Raw genomic sequence first — 19,397 nt, 5'->3', positions numbered from 1 at the left:
CGGGTTCGCGGCGGCGGCATCGGGACGCGCCGCCCCGCCATCACATCTGCTTGAAGAGACCCGCACAAGTGCGGCTGACGGGCAGGACGTCGTCGCTCCCGCGCAAATGGATGCGCTGGCGGCCGAGCAGATCGCGTTCGATGTGATCGATCGCCGCATAGGCGACGATCACGCCGCGATGGACCTGCGCGAACCGCTCGGCATCGAGCCGCTGCAGCATTTCCTTGAGGGGCGTGCGGATCACGTGCCGCTCGCTCGCGGTCACGACCTCCGTGTATTTGTCCGCCGCCTGGAAATACAGCACCTCGTCGACCGAGACGAGCCGGGTCGTGTCCCGCAGGCCCACGGTCAGCCAGCGAATCGGCGCGGCGTCGCGCTGCTCGCCCGCGCTGGCCAGCAGCGCGGTGTCGGCGGGCGCCGGGCCGCCGCGCTGCAGCTTGGCGATGCAGCGCAGCAGGCGATCGTCGGTCACCGGCTTCAGCAGATAGTCGATCGCCGACTGGTCGAACGCCTGGACCGCGTACTCGTCGTAGGACGTCACGAACACCACGTGCACGTGCGGCACGAGGCCCGCGATCTTCAGGCCGTCGAGGCCGGGCATCCGGATATCGAGAAACGCGAAATCCGGGCGTTTCGCATTCAGCTCGGCGAGGGCGTCGATGCCGTTGCGCGGCATCCCGACGATCTCGAGCTCGGGCCACAGCGTGGCGAGGCGCGCGGCGAGTTCCGCGGACAGGTTGGGTTCGTCGTCGGCGATCAGGGCGGTCGGCATGTCAGGGAATCGGGATCTGCAAGGTTGCGGTCACGCCCCGCATGGCGTCGGCATTCGCGCCGACCGACACGCGGCCGCGCTCGCCATAGAGGCTGATCATCCGCGCGCGAACGTTCGCGAGCCCCACGCCGCCGTGCAGCTTCGTGCCGGCGTTGCCGAGCCCCACTCCCGTGTCGCTCACGCTCAGCACGAGCAGGTCGCCGTCGCGCGTGCCGCGAATGCGCACGTCGCCGCCGTCGACCGACGGCTCGATGCCGTGCAGCAGCGCGTTCTCGACCAGCGGCTGCAGCAGGAGCGGCGGCAGCGGCAGGGCCCGCAGCGCGTCCGGCACGTCGATCGCGTAGCGCAGGCGCTCCTCGCCGAGCCGGAGCGTCGCGATCTTCAGCAGCGCCTCGACCAGCTCCAGTTCCTCCTCCAGCGTGGCGGTGGCCTTGCGCGTGCGGCCCAGGCTCGCGCGCAGATAGCGGTTCAGGCTGTCGAGCATCGTCGTCGCGCGGGTCGGATCGCGCTCGATCAGGCTCTGCACGTTCGCCAGCGTGTTGAACAGGAAATGCGGCTCGATCTGCGCCTGCAGCAGCGCGAGCCGCGCGGCCGTTTCGGCCTGGCGCGCCTCGGCGGCCTCGCGCCGCTGCGTTTCGAGCGACGCGCGCATGCGTGCGGCCTGCACGAACACCGAGACGAACGCGCAGGCCGCGCCGGCGACGACGAACGACGAGCCGTAGGCCAGCCAGACCTTGACGCCCGCCCGCCCGATCAGGTGCGGGACGTGCCCGATCGTGGACGCCGCGACCTCGAAACCGATGAACACGCTGGCCGGCGCGACGATCAGGATCTTCGGCACCAGCGCCAGCTTGCCGCGCACCAGCCGGTCGGCGGCGACGCTGAGCAGCGTCGCGCTGAAGCCGATGCCGTTCGCGACGACCAGGTACGGCAGCAACGCCTCGTTGCGGCGCGTGGCCCAGAAGATCAGCCCGACCACGGAGTTGAAGCAGAACAGCCCCAGCAGCGACCGGCCCCGATGCGCGGGGCCGAAGGAGGGCGCGGACGACAGGAAGGAGAGCGGCTTGCTTGGCATGGCAGCGAGCGGGGGCGGATTGCGCAGATGGTAGCGTAATTCGCGCCGGCAATGCCATCGTCGATCGGTCGCGCGGCCCGTGCGCCGCATCGCCGGGCGGTGGCGAGGCGGCGCGGACGCGCCGGGGCGCCGGCGGCCCGCATCGACGTTCGCCGGACGCAAGCGCCGTTCGTCGGCCGATTTCCACCGTTCGTCGCAACGGGCGGCGCGCGCCCCGTCCGGCCGCTATAGTCGCCGACATGGCCGCCGTACGCGGCACTTCCGAACAGGTACCCCATGCAACATCTCCCGACCTATGTCTACGTGTTGTTCTGCGCGCTCGTCTATATCGGCATCAAGCGCTGCTTCGCGCGCGAGGTACGGCCCGTGCGCCCGTTGCTGTTTCCCCTCGTGTTCGTCGGGCTCGGCCTGTCGAGCCTCGGGCGCCTGTTCCCGCACGCGGGAGCGGATGCCTTTGCCGCGGCGCTCGCGGCGCTCGTGATCGGCGCGACGGGCGGCTGGTTCCATGCGCGCCGCTGGCGCCTGCAGTTCCGCAACGGGCCGCAAGGCTTGCTCGTGCGCCTGCCGGGCGACGCGAGCCTGCTGGTTACGCTGCTGCTGACGTTCGTCGCCGAAACGTTCATTCACTACGCGATCGCCGCCGCGCGGCCGTGGGCCGCGACCGGCGCGTTCGCGATCCTGTCGTTCGCGGTCTGGGGCCTGCTGGTCGGCATGCCGCTCGGACGCGCGCTCAACGTGGTCATGCGCGGCATCCGTCACGCGAACGGCGCCGCCGAAGACGACGCCGGCTCCGCGTTCGAGTCGCGCTGAGCCCGGGCGCCGGGCGGCGAGGGCGGGCCTGGCGGGCCGCCCGCCGGGCGCGCCGGGCTTGCCCCGTTGTCGCATGCTCCCGCCGCCAACCCCTGCACAAGCCGCCAGCCCACCTTTCGCGCCCGCCGCATCGCGCCGGGCGCGTCATGCCGGACGCCCGCGTTCCACCCTCAGCCGTTCAAAAGAAGAACGTCGCGATCGCCTGCACGATCTCGCTCTGCGCCTGCGCGCCGTACACGCTGCGCGCCGCACCGTGGTTGCTCTGCCACTGCACCGCGAAATCGGTGCGCGGCCAGTGATAGCGCGCCTCGAGCCACGTGAAGTAGCTGTGATCGTCGAGGTTGTAGCGCGCCATCGCGGTCAGCGCGAGGTGCTGGACGAACACGTCGGGCATCGACGCGTAGACGAACAGCGAGCGCCGCGTCATCAGTTCCTGCGCGACGCTCGCCGTGTCGCGATAGCGCCAGTATCGCGACGGGTCGTTCTGCAGCGCCCGCCACGCGGCGGCGCTGGCGCTCGCACCGTCGTAGTCGTATTCGAGCGTCAGCGACAGCTTGTTCGCGAAGGTATGGGTGACGCCCGTCGCGAGCCTGGACGTCCACGACGAGGTCGCCTGCGAGAAGTCGGCGATCGCGCTGCCGCGTCCGATCGCGTATTCGACGAACCCGACCGTCGCGTCGTCGATCAGCGTGGTCGCGTTCACGCCCAGTTGCGGCGCGATGCCTTCGCCGCCGTACAGCAGCCACTGCGGCGAGAAGTTGCCGAACAGGCGCTGCGATCCGCTCAGCATGTAGCGGGTGCGCGCGTTCGTCGCGCCGAGGTCGGGATTGAAGGTCGCGTCGTTCGGGTGCGTGTCGAGCCGCGGCGACACCAGCGCGGTCACCGAGCCGCTGCTCCACAACAGTTGCGTGCGGGCCATCACGCTGCCGAGCCGGTTCTCGCGCAGGCTCTCGGGATCGATCGACACCACCGAGCGCAGTGCGCCGGCCTTGAAGAAATCCGTGGGATTGAAGCCCGACGCGACGCCTTCGCGCAGGTTCACGCGGCCGACGTCGACGAGCGCGTTCGGGCTCGCCTGCCAGCTCACGTAGGCCTGCTTCAGCGTGTCGACCGCGTTGTATTGCGACGTGCCCGCGCGCCATCCCGCGTCGAAGCGGTTCGACAGGATCGCCCGCCAGTTGCCCGACGTGCCGTCGTACGACAGCGTGTTCGAGACGCGCGCGTTGTCGTCGAGCGTCACGGGCCCGGTCTGGCTTGCCGCCGTGTAATTCGCGACGGCCGCCTCGAAGGTGCCGCGCCAGTTGCCCGGCGTCACGGGCGCGGCCGTCGCCGTATCGGCGAGCCGCAGCGCGTCGCCGTCGGCGTCGTCGGCCGCGACGGCCGTCTGCGCGGCCGCGAGGCCCGCCGCGCAGACCAGCGCCGCGACCCGGTGCCGCGCCATCGCCTAGTCGGCCTTGAAGCGCGACAGGTACGCGCGCTGCAGCCACGCGTCCGGAATGTCGCGCCACGCGTAGTCGGCGTAGCGCATCACCGTGACCCAGCCGGGATCGAGGCCGTCGATGATCACGGTCTCGGTCGGCCGCGCCGCGCCGAGCTGCTCCTGGTAGTGCCGGTAGTAGGCGATTTTCAGCACGCTGCCGCTCGCCGCGAAGAAGCGCGCCTTGACGGGCCGCTTCGTGTCGCTCGCGATCCACAGGTCGATCGCGTGATACGTGACGTCCGGTGCGCGCGCCGTCAGGTGCAGCCGGTAGCAGTGTCGCGTCTGATGCTCGCCGTCCGCAACGTCTTCCTCGCCCGCGAGCGATGCGTCGTAGTCGCTCGCCCAGTTGACGGTCACGACGTCGCCGTTGGCGGCCTGGCCGAGCAGGCGCTGCTGCGGCGAGATCCGCACGCTGGCCTGGCTGGACGGGTCGTAGAACCACAGATCGTTGCCGTTCTTCAGCATCAGCTTGTTCGCGTCGCGCGCGGGCGCGACGAACTGCACCAGCGTGCGGAACTGGCGGGTTGCCGGGTCGGCCTTCGAGTAGACCCTCAGCGTCTCGGCGTCGGTCTGCTGGCCGTTGCGGAATTCGAGCAGGGTCGTCGTCAGGCCGAACGGCTTGTCGGGGTTGCGCACGGCGTCGCTTTGTTCGAGCAGTTGTTGCGCCGCGGGGTCCGCGACGGCGGCGGTGGCGGCGGCGAGGGCCAGCAGCAGCGCGACGGCGCGTGCGATCCGGAGGGGCGAGGTCATGGCGGTCTCCCGGTCAGGCGAAGCGCAGCGCATCGACGATCGGCAGGCGCGCCGCCCGGCGCGCGGGCAGCCACGCCGAGACCGTCGCGACCGCCGTCACGCCGAGCGCATAACGCACGATCATCCCGAATTCGCCCCACACGCGCACCGACAGCGCGACCGGATCGGTCTGCCCGGGCGGCGTCCAGTGCAGGCCGGCGCGATTGATCGCGACGCCCGCCGCGAGTGCGAGGAGGGTGCCCGCGGCCGCGCCGCACAGGCCGAGCAGGCAGCCTTCGCAGACGAACAGGCGGCGAATGCCGGCGCCGCGCAGGCCGAGCGCGCGCAGCGTGCCGATCTCGTGCGTGCGCTCCATCACGGCCATGTTCATGGTGTTGCCGACCGTAAACAGCACGATCGTGGCGATCAGCACCGCGATGAAGCCGAAGATCGCGCCGAACATGCCGGTGACCTGGCCGTACTGCGGATTGAGCGTCGCGAAGCCGAGCACCTCGAGCGGCTCGCCGGCCAGCCGGGTGCGCAGCAGCGCCTGGATCCGCGCGCGCGCGGCCGGCAGGTCGGCCGTATGCCGGAGCTGCACGACGATGGACGTCACCTTCGCGTTCGGGCCGCTGCCGTACACGAGCTGCTGCGCCTGCGGCAGGTGCACCTGCACGAACATGTCGTCGATCTGCTTGACGCCCTGCTTCTGTGCCGCGATCACCGACAGTTCGGCGACGTTCGGCGCGCCGTACGCATTCGACGTCAGCAGTTCGAGACGCGCGAGGCCGGCGCGGCGCACGGGCTTCGCGGCGGCCTCGGCGCGGGAAAGCGACGCGATGTCGTCGGGCAGGTCGGACGCGTCGGATGCGCCGGCGGGGGCGGCGGGGGCGGCGGCCGGATCGCGGCAATCGGGCACCCGCAGCGCGTCGCACAGGCGCAGCACGCGCGCGACGCCCGTGCCGATCACGGCGGCGTCCGGCGCGCTGCCGGTCAGCGCGACGGGCGTCGGCCGGTCGGCGAAACCGTAGTCGTTCCACTGCCGCATCCGGTTCTGGTCGGCAACGACGATCCCGCTGCCCGAGACGGTGCGCGACACGCCCGCGCCGAAGTTGCCGGCGATCCCGTTGATCGTCAGCACCGGCGTCACGACCGTGACCATGCGCGCAAGCGCGGGGTCGCCGAGCACGGTATCGATGACCTTCCCGTAGTTGCCGATCCCGTACGAGACGGGGTCGCCGCTGCCGTACAGGAAATAGTCGCGGTGCTGGATCTGCAGATGGCCGCCCTGGCGCACGTAGCTGGTCTGGAGTCCGTAGTTGATGTCGCGCGCATAGCCGCCGAACAGCAGGATGGCGGTCAGGCCGACGATCATCGCGAGCAGCGTCGTGGCCGAGCGGCGGCGGTTGCGCAGCAGGTTGCGGAACGCGAGTACCCAGAGGCTCATTGGCAGGCCTCCTCGCGCGGTGCGATCGAGCGGACTTCCACCACGCGCCCGTCGCGGATCATCGCCACGTCGTCCGCGGCGGCGATCACCTGCGGATCGTGCGACGAAAAGACGAACGACGTCGCCCGCTCGCGCTGCATCGTGCGCATCAGCCCGATGATGGCGGCGCCGGTCGCGCTGTCGAGGTTGGCCGTCGGCTCGTCGGCCAGCACGAGCGCCGGCTCGGTGACGAGCGCGCGCGCGATCGCGACGCGCTGCTGCTGGCCGCCCGACAACTGGCCGGGCCGGCGATGCGCCTTGTCGCCCATGTCGACGGCGTCGAGCAGCGCGAGCACCTGTTCGCGGCGTCGCGCACGGGCGACGCCGAGCAGGGTCAGCGGATATTCGACGTTCTCGAACGCGCTGAACACGGGCAGCAGGTTGAACGACTGGAACACGAACCCGATGTGACGCGCGCGGAAATCCGCCAGCGCGTTTTCGCTCATCGTGTCGATCCGCTCGCCCGCGACCGCGATGACGCCGCGCGTCGGGCGATCGATGCCGCCGAGCAGGTTGAGCAGCGTCGTCTTGCCGCTGCCGGAAGGGCCCGACAGCACCGTGAAGCGGTTCGCGACGATATCGAGGGACGCGTCGTCGGCCGCCGGGATGGCGAGCGCGCCGCTTCCATATGTTTTCGTGACATGACTCAAGCTGGCCGCCAACACGGGCACCTCCCGGGGTATCTGTTCCATGCCGCCACCTTAGCGGGATCCGCCACCCGGCATGGCGCGGTGCGACGAATGGCGGGACGCGCGGACGAACGGTATTCCTCCGCGACGAACGGCGGCCGGCCGCGCCCGCCGGCGCGCACTGGCTCGGCGCGCGGCCGGGTGCCCCGCGCTGCATTCCATCGGCTCCATGCGCGGTTCGTCGCCCGCTTCTGCAATTGGTCGCATGATCGTTTCTTTCCGCGACGAATCGATACACTCGCAGCCGATCAGCAGTCGATCCGCACGACACCGGCCGATGTGAGAGCGGTCGCCGGATGCCGGGAAGCCAAGACACAGACATAACAAGGCATAACAATGAGACATACCAGGTTTGAGAGGGGGAGCGAGACGGCGCGGCCTGGCTTTCTTGCCCTTTGTCGAGTGATCCGCGATCCGTCCGATCCCGCACGCTTCGCGGGCGATGCCGATCCGCGGCGCTATCGCGACTGGTCGAGCGCACGGCCTGCGCTGCTCGTCATCGAAGCGCTGCATCAGTTCGCGGTCAAGGCGGCGCGTGCGATGCACGGCGAGCCGGCGCTGATGGTGCCCGCGCAACTGCGCGAACTGGCGCTCGGCCGCGTCGACGGCTACCCGCGGCTCGCGTTGGCGGGCACCGTCGCGAAACACGGCGACGGATACCGTGTCGAGGTATCGGCGCGCGACGCCGACGCCGGTGCCGGCACGTATCCGGCCGTCGCGTCGGGCACCGTGTTCGTCGCGCTGATGCCGGCTCGCCTGCCCGCGTCCGCCGTGCCGGGAGAACGGCCGTGATGCCCGCCACCGCGACGCCGGCGCCCACGATCGCCGGCGAACACTTCGGCGTGATCGACGTGGCGAGTGAGGCGCCGCTCTTCGACGAGCACTTCGAGCACTTTCCGGTGCTGCCCGGTTCGTTCAGCCTGAGCCTCGCGATCGCGATGCTGTTCGACGCGCTCGGTCTCGCGGCGGACCGGCCGCATCCGCCGCTCACGCTGCGCAAGGTCAGCTTCATCTGCCCGGTGCGGCCGGGCGAGCGCCTGAGTGCGCGCCTGCGGCGCCTGCAGCAGGACGGCGCGCGCACGACCGCGCACGTCGAGTTGCGCAACGCGAACGGCCAGAGCGTGATGGACGGCATCCTCAGCTGGGAGCACCGCGCATGAGCAAACTCGCCATTGTGACGGGCGGCACCCGCGGGATCGGGCGCGCGATCGTCGAAGCGCTGATCGCCGACGGCCATACCGTCTACTTCACCTATCGATCGAATCCCGAGCTGGCCGACGCGCTGGCGCACGCACACGACGGCGCGGCGCGCGGCTTTCGCGTCGACGGCGGCGACTGGGAAGCCGTGCAGGCGTTCGCCGATCGCGTGAACGCGGAGGCGGCCGTCGACGTGCTCGTGAACAACGCGGGCATCAACGACGACGCGATGCTGCTCGGCAGCCCGTTCGCCCGCTACTGGGAAGCATTGCGGATCAACCTCGGCGCGACGATGGCGTTTTGCCATGCGTTCGGAGAGGGGATGCAGGCGCGCCGGCACGGGGCGATCGTCAACGTGTCGTCGATCGCCGCGCGCAAGCCGAAGATCGGCAACGGCGCGTACGGCGCGTCGAAGGCAGCCATCGAGCGTTTCACGAAGACTCTCGCGCTCGAGATGGCGCGCTTCGGCGTGCGTGTCAACGCGGTCGCGCCGGGCTTCGTGCGCTCCGACCTGTTCGAGCGCTTTCTCGCGTCGCAGGACGCGGCGGCGTTCTACCGCCAGATTCCGATGCGCAAGATCCTCGAACCCGACCAGGTGGCGCGCGCGGTCGTCCTGCTCGCGAACGGCTCGCTCGAAACGACCGGAAGCGTGATCGATCTCGGCAATGGCGAAAACATCAGTGGCTGAACCCGTGACTCAAGGAGAGTGGATCATGAAGGAAGACATCAAGAACATCGTCGCGCAAATCCTCTATCTGAGCGGTCCGGAGCAGGTGGCCGACTCCGCGTCGCTGTTCCGCGAACTGAACATGAGCTCGATCGACTACGTCGACCTGTGCTACGAGCTCAAGGACAAGGTCGACAACCGCATCAGCCTCGAAAATCTGTGGCCGTTCAACCGGATGCTGCTCGACCCGCAATGCCACACGGGCACCGAATGGACCGACGACGGCTGGCGTCAGGTGTGCGACGTGATGAGCTGGAACGGCCACGAGAAGTGCAGCCTGCAGGATCTCTACGAGCACTTCTCGGTGAACTACATCGAGCGCCGCATCGCGCAGTTCGGCTGAGCCGCGCCGTTACGCCGCCTCGCAGGCACGCCGCGCGGCGCGACCGCGCGCGCCCGGTTTCAGACTCACGTGAAGGGGGACTTGCCATGTCGTACATCACCGGCCTCGGCATCGCGACGGCCGTCTTTCCCGACATCGCGTCGCTGCAGGGCGCCGACTTCGCGGCGCGCGCGCCGCTCGCGCCGGCCGCGCGGGCCGCCGACTATGCGCGCGTCAACCTGCCGTTTCCGCTCGTGCAGCGCATGGCGCGCGAGGATCGTTCGCTGCTGAACCCCGGTTCGCGCCTCGCGCTGCAGGTCGCGGCCGAGGCGTTCGACGCGGCGTCGGCCGGCCGGCCCTATACGGCCGGGGAGCGCGAACGGTTCGCGGTGTTTACCGGCGTCGAGGGCGAGGACGCGACGATGGCCGTGCTCGCGCCGTTGCACGAGCGGCGCGGCCTCGACAGTTGCGGATACTTCGGCGAGGTCAAGACGCACCTGAATCCGCTCGACATGCTGCGCCTCCTGACGACCAATGCGCTGTACCAGATCTCGAAGCTGTACGGGCTGCGCGGCGAAGGCTATCCGCTGCAGCGGATGTCGCTCACCAGCCTGTGCGCGCTCGAGGAGGCGCACCGGCAGATCGAGGGCGGCGCGATCGACCGGGCGGTCATCGCGGCCGTCGGCGACATGACGTCCGCCGACAATCTCGGCGCGTTCGAGAAGATGGGCCTGCTGCGCACGGCGACGCACCCGGTCGGCATCATTCCCGCATTCGGGGCCGCCGGCGCGATCGTCGAACGCGCGCCGCGCGACGGCGTCGCACCCTGCGCGCAGGTGCTCGACGTCCATTCGCTGTACAAGCCCGACACGTCCGTGTCGAGCGGCGACTGGTCGAGGCTGTTCGCCCGCTTCCCCGGCGAGGCCGCGCTGGGCGTGCCGCACGTCGTGCTGTACCAGAACGGCGAGCCGTCGCTGGGCAGGGCGGAGCGCCATGCCGTGCAGCAGGCCTGGCCGAACGCCGTCCTGCATGCGTACAAGCCGCATGTCGGCTATACCGGCCGGGCGAACAATTTGATCGATCTGGTGCTGGCCCTCGCGGATCCGGCGATTCCGGCCGGCGCGCCCGTGCTGGTGAACGGCATCGGCGTGTCGTCGGGCCTCGGCGCGATCCTGGTGCGCAAACTGGGCGGGGTGGGGCGATGAAGCCGCGATCGGACGCCATCGTCATCAGCGCCTTCGGCGCCGTCACGCCGCTCGGCGGCAGCTACGACGAACTGCATGCCGCGTTGCGCGAAGGCCGCTCGGGCATTCGCCCGATCGAGAAGTTCGATTGCTCGACCTATACGACCCGCCACGCCGGCGTGCCCGAGGAAGGCAACGAGCGGGTGCGTTGGCCCGCCGCGCGGCGGATTCCGGCCGAGCAGCTCTACGGCGACCTCGCCGCCGCGCGGCTGCTCGCGCAGGCGCCGTTCGTCGTGCGCGACTACGCGCCGGAGCGCATCGGCTGCCTGGTCGGCGTCGACGTGCCGGCCACCGACGTGCAGAGCGCGCTCGAACTGGTCGACCGGGTGAACGGCGACAAGTCGCGCGATGCGCTGATCCGCGTGCTCGTGTCGCACATGCGCATGAGCGAGTTCGTGAGCGGCGACGCGACTTCCGTGTTCGGCGCGATTCACCGGCACATTCCGTTCAGCGGCTGCGCGCTCGCGCACGTGGGCCTGTGCTCCGCGTCGCTGCAGGCGATCGGGATGGGCATGCTCGCGCTGCGCCAGGGGCGCGTCGACGCGGCCATCGTCGGCGGCGTGTCCGGCAAGGTCAATCCGCTCAACCTCGCGCGGCTCGAATCGCTCGACGTGATCTCGACCGACCTGAATCTCGATCCCCGCCATCGCTCGCGGCCGTTCGACGTGCGCCGCTCGGGCTTCGTGCTGGCGGAGGGCGCGGTGCTGTTCCTGATCGAGCGCGAATCGGCCGTGCGCGCTCGCGGCGAGACGCCGCTCGCGCGCGTCGCCGGCTACGGCGCGAGCCTGGCCGCCGAGCACATCGTCATCCCGCACCTGCAGTCGCTCGAGATGCGGCTGGCGATGCAGCGCGCACTCGACGATGCGGGATGCGCGCCGGCCGACATCGACTACGTCAATGCGCACGGCACCTCGACGATCCTCAACGACAGGCACGAGTCGGAGGCGATCCGCGCGATCTTCCCGATGCGGCCGGAGATGCCCGTTACCGCCAACAAGTCGCAGCACGGCCACCTGATCGCGACGGCGGGCGCGATGGAGGTGCTGAACACGGCGATCGGGCTGCGCGAGCGCTTCATTCCCCCGACCATCAACCTCGACGAGCAGGCCCGCGAGTGCCCCGTCAACGTGGTGCGCACCGCAACGCCGAGCGACGCGCGGCGCGTGCTCAAGAACTCGTTCGGCATGGGCGGGCTCGCGGCCTCGCTCGTGCTGGAAGGAGCGGACGCATGAAGTTCACGTCGCTGCTTGCCCGCGATGCGAACTGGCAGATCGTGCTGCATGGAGCGCGCCTCACGGCGCACGACCTGCGCGCGCGGCTGAGGGCCGCCCGGCGCGCGCTCGGCGCGCTGGAGCCGCAACTGCTCGGGCGCGGCTGCCTGATCGCGGTCGGGTTCTCGGGGTTCGACTATTTCCTGTTCACGCTGCTCGCGTCGACGCTCGGTTGCCGGATCGTCCTGTGCGACCCGAAGATGCTGCCCGCCGCGCTGCGCCAGTACCGGCTCGACGCGCTCGCGGTCGTCGCGACCCGCTCGATCGCATGCGACGCGCTGCCGGTCGTCGTGCTCGACCCCGCGGCGGCCGACGCCGAAGCGCCCGGACCCGACGCGGCCGCGTGGGCCGGCGCCGACGCGCCGCGCGCGCAGATCGTGTTCATGACGTCGGGCACGACGAGCGCGCCGAAACTGGTCGTCTACGACGAGGCGCAGCTCGTCGAGAACGCGCTGGCGGTGGGCCGCTATCTGGGCGTGCGGCCCGGCGACGGCGTGCTGTGCATGTTCCCCACGCACTACATGTACGGCTTCTCGACGATGATGAACGGCCTGCTGGCCGGCGCGACCGTCTGGCTCGAACGGGTGTCGCTGACCGCGCCGGAGGTGCTCGGCTACCTGGGCAGCGGCCGGATCAGCTTCGTGCCGCTGATCCGCAGCATTGCCGAGCGCGTGTGCGACCTGGTCGAGGCGACGCGCGGGATGCGGCTCGACGGGATCGTCGTGCTCAACGCGTCCGACCGCATCTACGCCGCGCAGGTGCGCCGCCTGCTCGCGCTCGGCGCGTGCGTGTGGAACAACTTCGGCCAGACCGAGTCCGGGCCGCGGATCTTCGCGCTGCCGCTCACGCCGGACGATCTGCCGCGTCTCGATTCGTATTGCTTCGAGGGGGTGCTCGCTCCGGGTCGCCCGATCGATCCGCGCATCGAGCTGTGGATCGTCGACGCGCAGGGCCGGCCATGCGCCCCCGGCGAGACCGGCCATCTGCATTACCGCACGCCGTATGCGATGCACGGCTACCTGCTGCCCGACGGCAGCCTGCAGCGCTTCTCGACGCTCGAATCGGGCGACCTGGTGTTTCGCCGCGACGACGGCATCGTGTTCTGGGTCGGCCGCAAGGACGAGACGGTCAAGTGCAACGGCCGGCTCATCAACGTCAGCCTGCTGCACCAGTACTTCGACGCGTTCGACGACATCGCGAAAAGCTATTTCCTCGCCGATCCGCAGACCGGCGCGCTGACCGTGTTCGTCGTGCCCTGCCAGGCGCCGGCTGGCGCCGACGTGGATTTCAAGGCGCGGATCCTGAGCCGCTACCGCGCCGCGTTCCCGCTGTATCCGCGCATCGCCGACGTGCAGTTCGTCGACGACCTGCCCGTCACGAGCACCGGCAAGATCTCATTGCGTCTCCTGCGCGCAAGCGCGTGACCGCCGCCCGAACCTGGAGCCCACGATGTCCGACCGCACGACCCGCTTCGATTCGATCGCCGTGAGCGAGGCGCTTTCGTACGATGCCCGCTATGCGCGCCTGCTGCCGGCCGGCGTGGCCAGCTACGCGGCGTTCCGCGCGCAGGTCGCGATCGAGACGGCCGACGACCTGAAGCGGCGCGTGCTGGATCGCCTGGACCACGACGGTCTTGCCGGCGCGACGTTCTACACCACATCGGGCACGAGCGGCGAGGTCAAGCTGCTGCTCAGCGCGCCGGCGCGCAAGCGGCCCGACGCGACGTACGGCCGGGCGCTCGCGAACGCGCTGGCGGGCCGGGCGATCGCGCCGACCGACCGGGTGGCGAACCTGTTTACGGCCGGCGGCTTCTCGACGCTGTACGACGGCGTGAACCGGCTGCTGGAAGCAATCGGCGCGAACGTGCTGCCGGTCGGGCGGCTGGACGCGTACGGCGCCGACCTGCCGGCGATGCTGAACCTGCTCGGCCGCGCCCGCCCCAACGTCCTGGTCGGCACGCCGACGAGCGTGCTGCAGTGCCTGCGGCTGCTCGACGCGCACGGCCTCGCGCTCGACGTGACGAAGATCCTCTACACCGGCGAGGCGTTTGCCGAGCGCAAGCGCGCGATCGTGCTGCGGCGCTGGCCCGATGCCGCGTTCCACGGGCTGTACGGCACCACCGAGACGGGGTTTCTCGGCTATCACACGCCGCGTTGCGCGCACGGGCACTACCACGTGCTCGACGACTGGTTCTTCCTCGAAGAGGAGGACGGGCAATTGCTCGTGACCAGCCGCGCCAACCCGGGCCTCGCGATGCTGCGCTACCGTGTCGGCGATCGCGTGCGCGTGGGGCCGTCGGTGCGCTGCACGTGCGGCGAGGGCGGGTCGGTCGTCGTGCTGCAAGGCCGCGCGGATCAGCGCTTCAAGTTCGCCGGCAATCTCGTCAGCGTCGAGCTGCTGGCCGGGCGACTCGCGGCGCGCGCCGGCCGGCCGCTCGACTGCCAGTTTCGCCTGCACGCCGACGCGCAGGGGCGCGATTGCCTGACGGTCGCCGTCGACCTGGGCGACGACGAACTCGAGCCGCTCGCGCCGCTGCTGGCCGGTGCGCTGTGCGAGATCGAGGACGTGCGCGAGTGCATCGACAAGGGCGAGGGCCGCATCGACGTGCTCGGCCGCGACGCGTTGCGCTTCTCGGTGCGCCAGAAGCTGCCGCGCCTGATTGACGAGAGGCATGCCGATGTCTGACGATCGCGCGACCGTCCTGCCCGCCGCGACCGCCGCGACCGCCGCGACCGCCGCGAGCACCGCGCCGGCATCGCGGGCCGAGCGCATGCGGCTGTTCGCGGCCGAGGTGCGAGCGACCTGGCTGATGCTTTATCCGATGGTGCTGTCGTCGATCTTCGGCTATTGCATGACGCTGTTCGATTACCGATGGATCCGCGACCTGCCGGCGGAGGACATGGCGCTGCTCGCGCTCGTCAACGGCAGCGTGGCCACCTTTCTGTTCCTGCTCGCGAAGAGTTTCGAGGAGTCGTTCGTCGCGGTGTTCGCGAAGGCGCCGCGCGAGGAGCAGGGGCGGCTGTTCGTGCAGAGCCTGGTGTTCGCGGCGGGCGTCGGCGTGCTGGTGGTGCTGGTGCTGATCGGCACGCGGGCGCCGCTGATGACCTTCATTTCCGGCGGCCATTTCCGCGACGCGCGCATGTTCGGCTATTACGCGCTCGTGGTCGGCAGTTTCCCGCTCACGCTGCTCAGCACCGCGCTGTCGGCGGCGATGCGCACGTATGGCGATACCAAGTCGCCCGCGCGCATCAGCATCGCATGCGGCGTGGTCAACAACCTCCTCGATCCGTTGCTCGTGTTCGGCCTGTTCGGCCAGCATCCGTCGCTGCAACTGTTCGGCCTCGCGCTGACCTCGTGGATCACCAAGAGCCTGTACCTCGGCTGGAGCATCCGCTGCATCCGCCCGCGGCTGCGCCGCGAACAGGTCGCGCTGCCGCGTCCCGGCCTGGAATGGCCGACGCAGCGACGGCTGCTGAACATCTTCCTGCCGTCGGCCGCGCTCGAATCGCTGACGTTCCTCGCGAACACGGCCGTCTATTCGATGATCGCCCGCTACGGCGTGCGCGCGATCGGCGGCTACGGCATCGGCTTCGAGCTGATGACGATCGGCTTCATCCTCATCAAGGGGCTGAGCATGGTGTTCATGATCCGGATCGGCCATCTCGTGCGCAGCCGGGCGCCGTCCCGCGCGGCGCTGCAGTCGGTGATGCTGCTGGGCGTGCTGTTCACGGCCGCGATCAGCGTCGCGTTCTTCCTGCTGCGCCCGCTCGCGCTGCGCTTTCTCGCGTCCGACGCCGGCGTGATCGAGGTGGCGACCGCGCTGCTCGACTATGTGCCGCTGTTCGTCTTCAGCTACCTGCTGACGAACCTCGTGACGGGCTGCTTCCAGATCCTCGAGCGCCCGGCGCGCGCGATGGCGCTCGGGCTGTTCTTTTCCTGGGCCGTCACGCCGGGCGCGATCTACCTCGGCGTCACGCATCATCTCGCGCTCGCGCAGCTGTTCGCGCTGCTGGCGGGCGTGAGCGTCGTGCGCCAGGCGGTGTACCTGACGATCTTCCTGCGGCTCATGCGCAGGCTCGGCGCGGCGCCCGGCGCCGCCCCGGCCGGCGCGCGACCCGCGGCCGGATGATGCCGCGACCGCTTTACCCCTCGACCTCACGACTGGAGACCCGCATGCGCACCAACACCCCCGCCGAAGTCAACGCCGATACCTACGATCACTACGTCGACACGTTTACGCTCGAATGGAACCGCAACCTCGTGCAGCGCGTCGAGCACGAACTCGCGCAGCGGCGCATCGCGTCGGGGCGGCTGCTCGACGTCGGCACCGGCACCGCGCGCACGCTGATCGAGCTGGCCCGTGTGCCGTCGCTCGCGCCGCTGGGTTTCGTCGGGGTCGACTACTACGACGACATGGTGCGGCGCGCCGAGCAGAACGTGCGCGCGGAAGGGCTCGGCGAGCGTATCGAGATCCGCGCGGGCGACGTGCACGCGCTGCCGTTCGACGACGGGACGTTCGTCGCGGTGATCGGCCGTTCGGTCGTGCATCACTGGGCCGATCCCGTCGGCGCATACCGGGAGATTTTCCGCACGCTCGCGCCCGGCGGCTTCGCGCTGATTCACGAGCCCTGCAGCGATCCCGATCCGGAAGCGCTCGCGTTCTTCAACGAGCGGCGCGCGGCCGCGGGCGTGCATCCCGTCCACCTCGACGGCAAGTTCACGGTCGCGGAGTCGGTCGAGCACTTGCGCGAGGCCGGCATCGGCGAGTACGCCACCGTGTCGAAAGGCTCGGGAATGCTCGCGATCGGCTTCGAGGTGCTGATCGCGAAGCCGGCGCGACAATAAACGGGGCGCGCCGATGCGAACCGACCACGACCTGCCGGTGCGGGATGCTACCCGCCCGCGCGCCGCGCCCGACGAAGGCGAGATCGACGCCGTATCGATCGCGCCCGACCGGCTCGCCGTGCGCGGCGTCGATCTGCTGCAACTGATCGATTCCGTCGATTTCACCGCCGCGATCCTGCACGTGCTCGCGGGCCGGATGCCGGACGCCGGCGACGTGCGCGCGCTCGATCGCGCGCTGGCGGCGACGCTGGCCGACGACGGTCCGCCCGACGACCGCCGGCTCGTCGCGCAACTGGCCGGCCGTCAGCGTCGGCCCGAGGCGTTTCTCGTCGCGGCGATCGCGGCCGGGCTCGCCGCCGGCCCGCAGGCGCGGCCGGTCGCGTTGCCCGATGCACTGCGCGGCATCGGGCAGGCTGACGACGTGGCGGCGGGCCTGGGCATCGTCGCCGCGTTGCCGCGCCTGCTGGCGGTGTGGCGCGCGGCGGCCGGCGAGGGCGCCGGCGGCGCGACGGCCGGGCCGCCGCCGGCAGACGCCGCGCGAGGTTTCAGCGCGGCGGTGCTGGACTGCCTCGTCGACCGTGCGCCGGGCGATGCGCACGCCCGCCTGTTCGACGTCCTGCTGGTTGCGCTGCACGGCGGCTTCGGTCTCGTCGCGCCGACCATCGCGTTGCCGCGCTTCTCGGCCAGCACCTATGCGAGCGTCGACCTGAACCTGATCGCGGGCCTGACGGGCAGCGGCCCCGCGCACGTGGGCGCCTGCAGCGACGCGACGCGCTTGTTCGCGAGCTTCGTCGGCCAGGCGCCCGCGGCGATCCGCGAGCGCATCGCGCAGCGCGTGCAAGCGGGCGACCGGATTCCCGGCTTCGGCCACCCGCTGCTCGAGCGCGATCCGCGGCCGGCCGCGCTCGAGCGCCATGCCGCGCGGCTGGGGGTCGACGGCGCGGCGTTCGATGCGTATCGGGCGGTGTGCGAGGCGATGCGGGACCTGCGCGGCCTGCCGCCGAACATCGACGCGGCCGCCGCGGCGATCCTGCTCGAACTGCGCGTGCCCGCCGTGCTGGCCACGCCGGTATTCCTGTTCGCGCGCACGCCGACCATGCTCGCGCACGCATTGCAGAAGAAGGCCCATCCGCCGTTCGGCCAGACCCGCCCGATGGCGCGCGAGCGCCTGGCCGCGCTGCCGAAAGCCTGGATCTGACGCCGGCCCGCCGGCACCCCTCAACCCGAGACCGGATCGACACCGACATGCCGACCACCCTGCCGCTCGCGCCGCGTTGCGCGGCCAACGATACCCAGCACCGCATCGACTTCGTGAAGACCCAGATCCACCGCTGGATCGACGAGCTGTTCGAGTCGCCGGACCGGCACGATCTGCGCGCGTGTTTCGCGAAGACGCTGCTGATCCGCAACTACCTGCTGTCCCCGTTGCTCGATGCACACGAGACGGAGCGCTTCCTGCGCGACGCGACGGTGCGCGAGTACATGAAGCGCTTCCAGGCCCTGTCGCTCGACAACGAGGTGCGCTTCGAGCGGCAGATGAGCGACGTGCTGCGCGCCGGGCCGTCGAGCGAGGGATTGTTGCTGATCATCAAGGAGTACTACGCGGAAATTTACCGGCTGCTCGCGCGAACCGAGATGTTCCTGTCGGACATGTCCGCGGATGCGACGGTGGCGATGGTCGGCTCGGGCGGGATGCCGCTGTCGCTGCTGTTCATGCAGTCGTTCAGCGGCGCGCGCATCGTCGGGCTGGATCTCAGCGAGGAATCGCTCAGGACCGGCGAGCGTTTCGTCGATCACCTGTGCGCGCTGCACCCGGCGCGCTATCGCCGCGATGCGATCGCGATGGTCCACGCGGACGGCGCGGCGTACGACTACGGCGCGTGCGACATCGTCATCCTGTCGATCCACATCGAGAACAAGGTGGAGATCGTCAGACGAATCGTCGAGACGGCGCCGCGCGATCGTCGCGTGATCGTGATCGAGCGGCAGGTGCAGGGGCTCGGGCAGTACTTCTATCCGAACTACGGCTTCGATGCGGCCGGGCTGCCGCTGGTGCGGCTGGCGTCGCTGTGCTCGTCGCTGCTGGTGAGCACGGCCTATGCGCTCGAACGGTAGGAGGGCGGGATGACGACGTGCGAGCTGCACTCCGGCGGGATCGGCCTGTTCCATGCGTGGGAGAGGCCGGTGCTCGCCCTGTACATGGAGGCGTTCACGACCGGCGCGTACGCCGGACACTATCTCGACGAGGCGGGCGAGCGCGGCTGGATCTACCGGCTGTTCGACGAGCACGCCGCGCGCTGCCATCTGTGGCTGGCCGGCGACACGCTCGCCGGGTTCCTGCTGTCGGCCGATTCGGGTTACGACCGCAAGCTGCCGGCGTCGTTGCGCGCGACGCTCGGCGACGGGCCCGTGACGTCGATCGCCGAACTGGCGGTTGCGCCGGGCTGGCGTTCGCGCGGGCTCGGCGAAGCGCTGGTGCGGCGCTGTGTCGACGAAGCGGCGCCAGGCTGCCGGGACGTGATCGTGCGCAGCAACGGCAATGCGCTCGCCGCGCACCGGCTCTATGTGCGGCTCGGGTTCGAGCCGTTCGGGTCGGTGAAGGTGCCGAACGACATGCTCAGCGACGGGCGGCGTGGCGTCGAGTGGGTGGACAAGCAGTATTTCCGGTATCGGCGGGCGGGCGATTGACGGGGGCGCCGCGCGAGCGGCGACGTGCGCCTTTCGCGCCATCGCGGGCCATGTTCGTCACG

At 70.4% G+C, this 19,397-nt stretch carries 20 protein-coding genes; 14 read left to right on the top strand and 6 right to left on the bottom strand.

Features of this window, described 5'->3' with window-relative positions; translation table 11 throughout:
* Positions 1–40: 40 nt before the first annotated feature.
* Both GQ56_RS0106300 and GQ56_RS0106295 read right to left on the bottom strand, forming a co-directional pair.
* Positions 41–772: a LytR/AlgR family response regulator transcription factor gene (locus GQ56_RS0106300; protein WP_031397837.1), complete on the bottom strand. Its 732-nt coding sequence runs from the start codon at positions 770–772 to the stop codon at positions 41–43.
* Between the two features lies 1 nt (position 773).
* A complete protein-coding gene (locus GQ56_RS0106295; protein ID WP_034199010.1) occupies positions 774–1,847 on the bottom strand; it encodes a sensor histidine kinase in 1,074 nt (357 codons plus the stop codon).
* Between the two features lie 276 nt (positions 1,848–2,123).
* Here GQ56_RS0106295 and GQ56_RS0106290 point away from each other — a divergent pair, with 276 nt between their 5' ends.
* Positions 2,124–2,657 carry a DUF6622 family protein gene (locus tag GQ56_RS0106290; RefSeq protein ID WP_031397835.1) on the top strand — a complete coding sequence of 178 codons (534 nt, stop codon included), beginning with the start codon at positions 2,124–2,126 and terminating at the stop codon, positions 2,655–2,657.
* Positions 2,658–2,835: 178 nt separating this feature from the next.
* Here the strand turns inward: GQ56_RS0106290 and GQ56_RS0106285 are convergent, their stop codons facing one another.
* The 4 genes from GQ56_RS0106285 to GQ56_RS0106270 are packed head-to-tail and all read right to left on the bottom strand — an operon-like array spanning position 2,836 to position 7,017.
* Positions 2,836–4,098 (bottom strand): hypothetical protein, encoded by a 1,263-nt coding sequence (locus GQ56_RS0106285; RefSeq protein ID WP_031397834.1) that lies wholly within the window; start codon positions 4,096–4,098, stop codon positions 2,836–2,838.
* A 3-nt stretch (positions 4,099–4,101) separates the two neighbouring features.
* The gene (locus tag GQ56_RS0106280; protein ID WP_031397833.1) at positions 4,102–4,887 is read right to left on the bottom strand and encodes an outer membrane lipoprotein-sorting protein; all 786 of its coding nucleotides are present in this window, start codon (positions 4,885–4,887) and stop codon (positions 4,102–4,104) included.
* A gap of 13 nt (positions 4,888–4,900) precedes the next feature.
* Complete coding sequence (locus GQ56_RS0106275; RefSeq protein ID WP_031397832.1) at positions 4,901–6,313, bottom strand: ABC transporter permease; 1,413 nt, start codon at positions 6,311–6,313, stop codon at positions 4,901–4,903.
* Complete coding sequence (locus tag GQ56_RS0106270; protein WP_162836096.1) at positions 6,310–7,017, bottom strand: ABC transporter ATP-binding protein; 708 nt, start codon at positions 7,015–7,017, stop codon at positions 6,310–6,312. Before GQ56_RS0106270 ends, GQ56_RS0106275 begins: the two co-directional genes overlap by 4 nt.
* 426 nt (positions 7,018–7,443) lie before the next feature.
* Here GQ56_RS0106270 and GQ56_RS0106265 point away from each other — a divergent pair, with 426 nt between their 5' ends.
* From GQ56_RS0106265 to GQ56_RS0106205, 13 genes are all read left to right on the top strand, one after another.
* On the top strand, positions 7,444–7,833 hold the full coding sequence (locus GQ56_RS0106265; RefSeq protein WP_235212643.1) for a hypothetical protein: 390 nt from the start codon (positions 7,444–7,446) through the stop codon (positions 7,831–7,833).
* Complete coding sequence (locus tag GQ56_RS0106260; RefSeq protein ID WP_235212650.1) at positions 7,833–8,201, top strand: hotdog fold domain-containing protein; 369 nt, start codon at positions 7,833–7,835, stop codon at positions 8,199–8,201. Before GQ56_RS0106265 ends, GQ56_RS0106260 begins: the two co-directional genes overlap by 1 nt.
* Positions 8,198–8,926 (top strand): SDR family NAD(P)-dependent oxidoreductase, encoded by a 729-nt coding sequence (locus GQ56_RS0106255; RefSeq protein ID WP_031397828.1) that lies wholly within the window; start codon positions 8,198–8,200, stop codon positions 8,924–8,926. The genes GQ56_RS0106260 and GQ56_RS0106255 overlap by 4 nt, the downstream gene beginning before the upstream one ends.
* Positions 8,927–8,951: 25 nt before the next feature.
* On the top strand, positions 8,952–9,308 hold the full coding sequence (locus GQ56_RS0106250) for an acyl carrier protein (RefSeq protein ID WP_031397827.1): 357 nt from the start codon (positions 8,952–8,954) through the stop codon (positions 9,306–9,308).
* Positions 9,309–9,394: 86 nt separating this feature from the next.
* Positions 9,395–10,492 carry a beta-ketoacyl synthase N-terminal-like domain-containing protein gene (locus GQ56_RS0106245; protein ID WP_031397826.1) on the top strand — a complete coding sequence of 366 codons (1,098 nt, stop codon included), beginning with the start codon at positions 9,395–9,397 and terminating at the stop codon, positions 10,490–10,492.
* On the top strand, positions 10,489–11,763 hold the full coding sequence (locus GQ56_RS0106240; protein ID WP_031397825.1) for a beta-ketoacyl-[acyl-carrier-protein] synthase family protein: 1,275 nt from the start codon (positions 10,489–10,491) through the stop codon (positions 11,761–11,763). The genes GQ56_RS0106245 and GQ56_RS0106240 overlap by 4 nt, the downstream gene beginning before the upstream one ends.
* Positions 11,760–13,226: a class I adenylate-forming enzyme family protein gene (locus GQ56_RS0106235; RefSeq protein WP_031397824.1), complete on the top strand. Its 1,467-nt coding sequence runs from the start codon at positions 11,760–11,762 to the stop codon at positions 13,224–13,226. Before GQ56_RS0106240 ends, GQ56_RS0106235 begins: the two co-directional genes overlap by 4 nt.
* 25 nt (positions 13,227–13,251) lie before the next feature.
* On the top strand, positions 13,252–14,487 hold the full coding sequence (locus tag GQ56_RS0106230) for a phenylacetate--CoA ligase family protein (RefSeq protein ID WP_031397823.1): 1,236 nt from the start codon (positions 13,252–13,254) through the stop codon (positions 14,485–14,487).
* Positions 14,480–15,931: an MATE family efflux transporter gene (locus GQ56_RS0106225; protein WP_031397822.1), complete on the top strand. Its 1,452-nt coding sequence runs from the start codon at positions 14,480–14,482 to the stop codon at positions 15,929–15,931. Before GQ56_RS0106230 ends, GQ56_RS0106225 begins: the two co-directional genes overlap by 8 nt.
* Before the next feature lie 44 nt (positions 15,932–15,975).
* Positions 15,976–16,647, top strand: a complete 672-nt coding sequence (locus GQ56_RS0106220) for a class I SAM-dependent methyltransferase (protein WP_031397821.1) — start codon at positions 15,976–15,978, stop codon at positions 16,645–16,647.
* Between the two features lie 13 nt (positions 16,648–16,660).
* A complete protein-coding gene (locus GQ56_RS0106215) occupies positions 16,661–17,845 on the top strand; it encodes a citrate/2-methylcitrate synthase (RefSeq protein WP_031397820.1) in 1,185 nt (394 codons plus the stop codon).
* 47 nt (positions 17,846–17,892) lie between these two features.
* On the top strand, positions 17,893–18,762 hold the full coding sequence (locus tag GQ56_RS0106210; RefSeq protein WP_031397819.1) for a class I SAM-dependent methyltransferase: 870 nt from the start codon (positions 17,893–17,895) through the stop codon (positions 18,760–18,762).
* A gap of 9 nt (positions 18,763–18,771) precedes the next feature.
* Complete coding sequence (locus GQ56_RS0106205) at positions 18,772–19,335, top strand: GNAT family N-acetyltransferase (protein ID WP_031397818.1); 564 nt, start codon at positions 18,772–18,774, stop codon at positions 19,333–19,335.
* Positions 19,336–19,397 lie beyond the last annotated feature (62 nt).

It is taken from the genome of Burkholderia paludis (assembly GCF_000732615.1).
In the GTDB taxonomy this organism is placed as follows: domain Bacteria; phylum Pseudomonadota; class Gammaproteobacteria; order Burkholderiales; family Burkholderiaceae; genus Burkholderia; species Burkholderia paludis.
Note: the sequence above shows the minus strand (reverse complement) of the source record. Positions and strands in the feature narration are given on the sequence as shown.

Bases quoted from the DNA above. Each gene is read 5' to 3' on its own strand.
- GQ56_RS0106300 (WP_031397837.1), bottom strand. From the start codon at position 772: ATGCCGACCGCCCTGATCGCCGACGACGAACCCAACCTGTCCGCGGAA.
- GQ56_RS0106295 (WP_034199010.1), bottom strand. From the start codon at position 1,847: ATGCCAAGCAAGCCGCTCTCCTTCCTGTCGTCCGCGCCCTCCTTCGGC.
- GQ56_RS0106290 (WP_031397835.1), top strand. From the start codon at position 2,124: ATGCAACATCTCCCGACCTATGTCTACGTGTTGTTCTGCGCGCTCGTC.
- GQ56_RS0106285 (WP_031397834.1), bottom strand. From the start codon at position 4,098: ATGGCGCGGCACCGGGTCGCGGCGCTGGTCTGCGCGGCGGGCCTCGCG.
- GQ56_RS0106280 (WP_031397833.1), bottom strand. From the start codon at position 4,887: ATGACCTCGCCCCTCCGGATCGCACGCGCCGTCGCGCTGCTGCTGGCC.
- GQ56_RS0106275 (WP_031397832.1), bottom strand. From the start codon at position 6,313: ATGAGCCTCTGGGTACTCGCGTTCCGCAACCTGCTGCGCAACCGCCGC.
- GQ56_RS0106260 (WP_235212650.1), top strand. From the start codon at position 7,833: ATGCCCGCCACCGCGACGCCGGCGCCCACGATCGCCGGCGAACACTTC.
- GQ56_RS0106255 (WP_031397828.1), top strand. From the start codon at position 8,198: ATGAGCAAACTCGCCATTGTGACGGGCGGCACCCGCGGGATCGGGCGC.
- GQ56_RS0106250 (WP_031397827.1), top strand. From the start codon at position 8,952: ATGAAGGAAGACATCAAGAACATCGTCGCGCAAATCCTCTATCTGAGC.
- GQ56_RS0106245 (WP_031397826.1), top strand. From the start codon at position 9,395: ATGTCGTACATCACCGGCCTCGGCATCGCGACGGCCGTCTTTCCCGAC.
- GQ56_RS0106240 (WP_031397825.1), top strand. From the start codon at position 10,489: ATGAAGCCGCGATCGGACGCCATCGTCATCAGCGCCTTCGGCGCCGTC.
- GQ56_RS0106235 (WP_031397824.1), top strand. From the start codon at position 11,760: ATGAAGTTCACGTCGCTGCTTGCCCGCGATGCGAACTGGCAGATCGTG.
- GQ56_RS0106230 (WP_031397823.1), top strand. From the start codon at position 13,252: ATGTCCGACCGCACGACCCGCTTCGATTCGATCGCCGTGAGCGAGGCG.
- GQ56_RS0106225 (WP_031397822.1), top strand. From the start codon at position 14,480: ATGTCTGACGATCGCGCGACCGTCCTGCCCGCCGCGACCGCCGCGACC.
- GQ56_RS0106220 (WP_031397821.1), top strand. From the start codon at position 15,976: ATGCGCACCAACACCCCCGCCGAAGTCAACGCCGATACCTACGATCAC.
- GQ56_RS0106215 (WP_031397820.1), top strand. From the start codon at position 16,661: ATGCGAACCGACCACGACCTGCCGGTGCGGGATGCTACCCGCCCGCGC.
- GQ56_RS0106210 (WP_031397819.1), top strand. From the start codon at position 17,893: ATGCCGACCACCCTGCCGCTCGCGCCGCGTTGCGCGGCCAACGATACC.
- GQ56_RS0106205 (WP_031397818.1), top strand. From the start codon at position 18,772: ATGACGACGTGCGAGCTGCACTCCGGCGGGATCGGCCTGTTCCATGCG.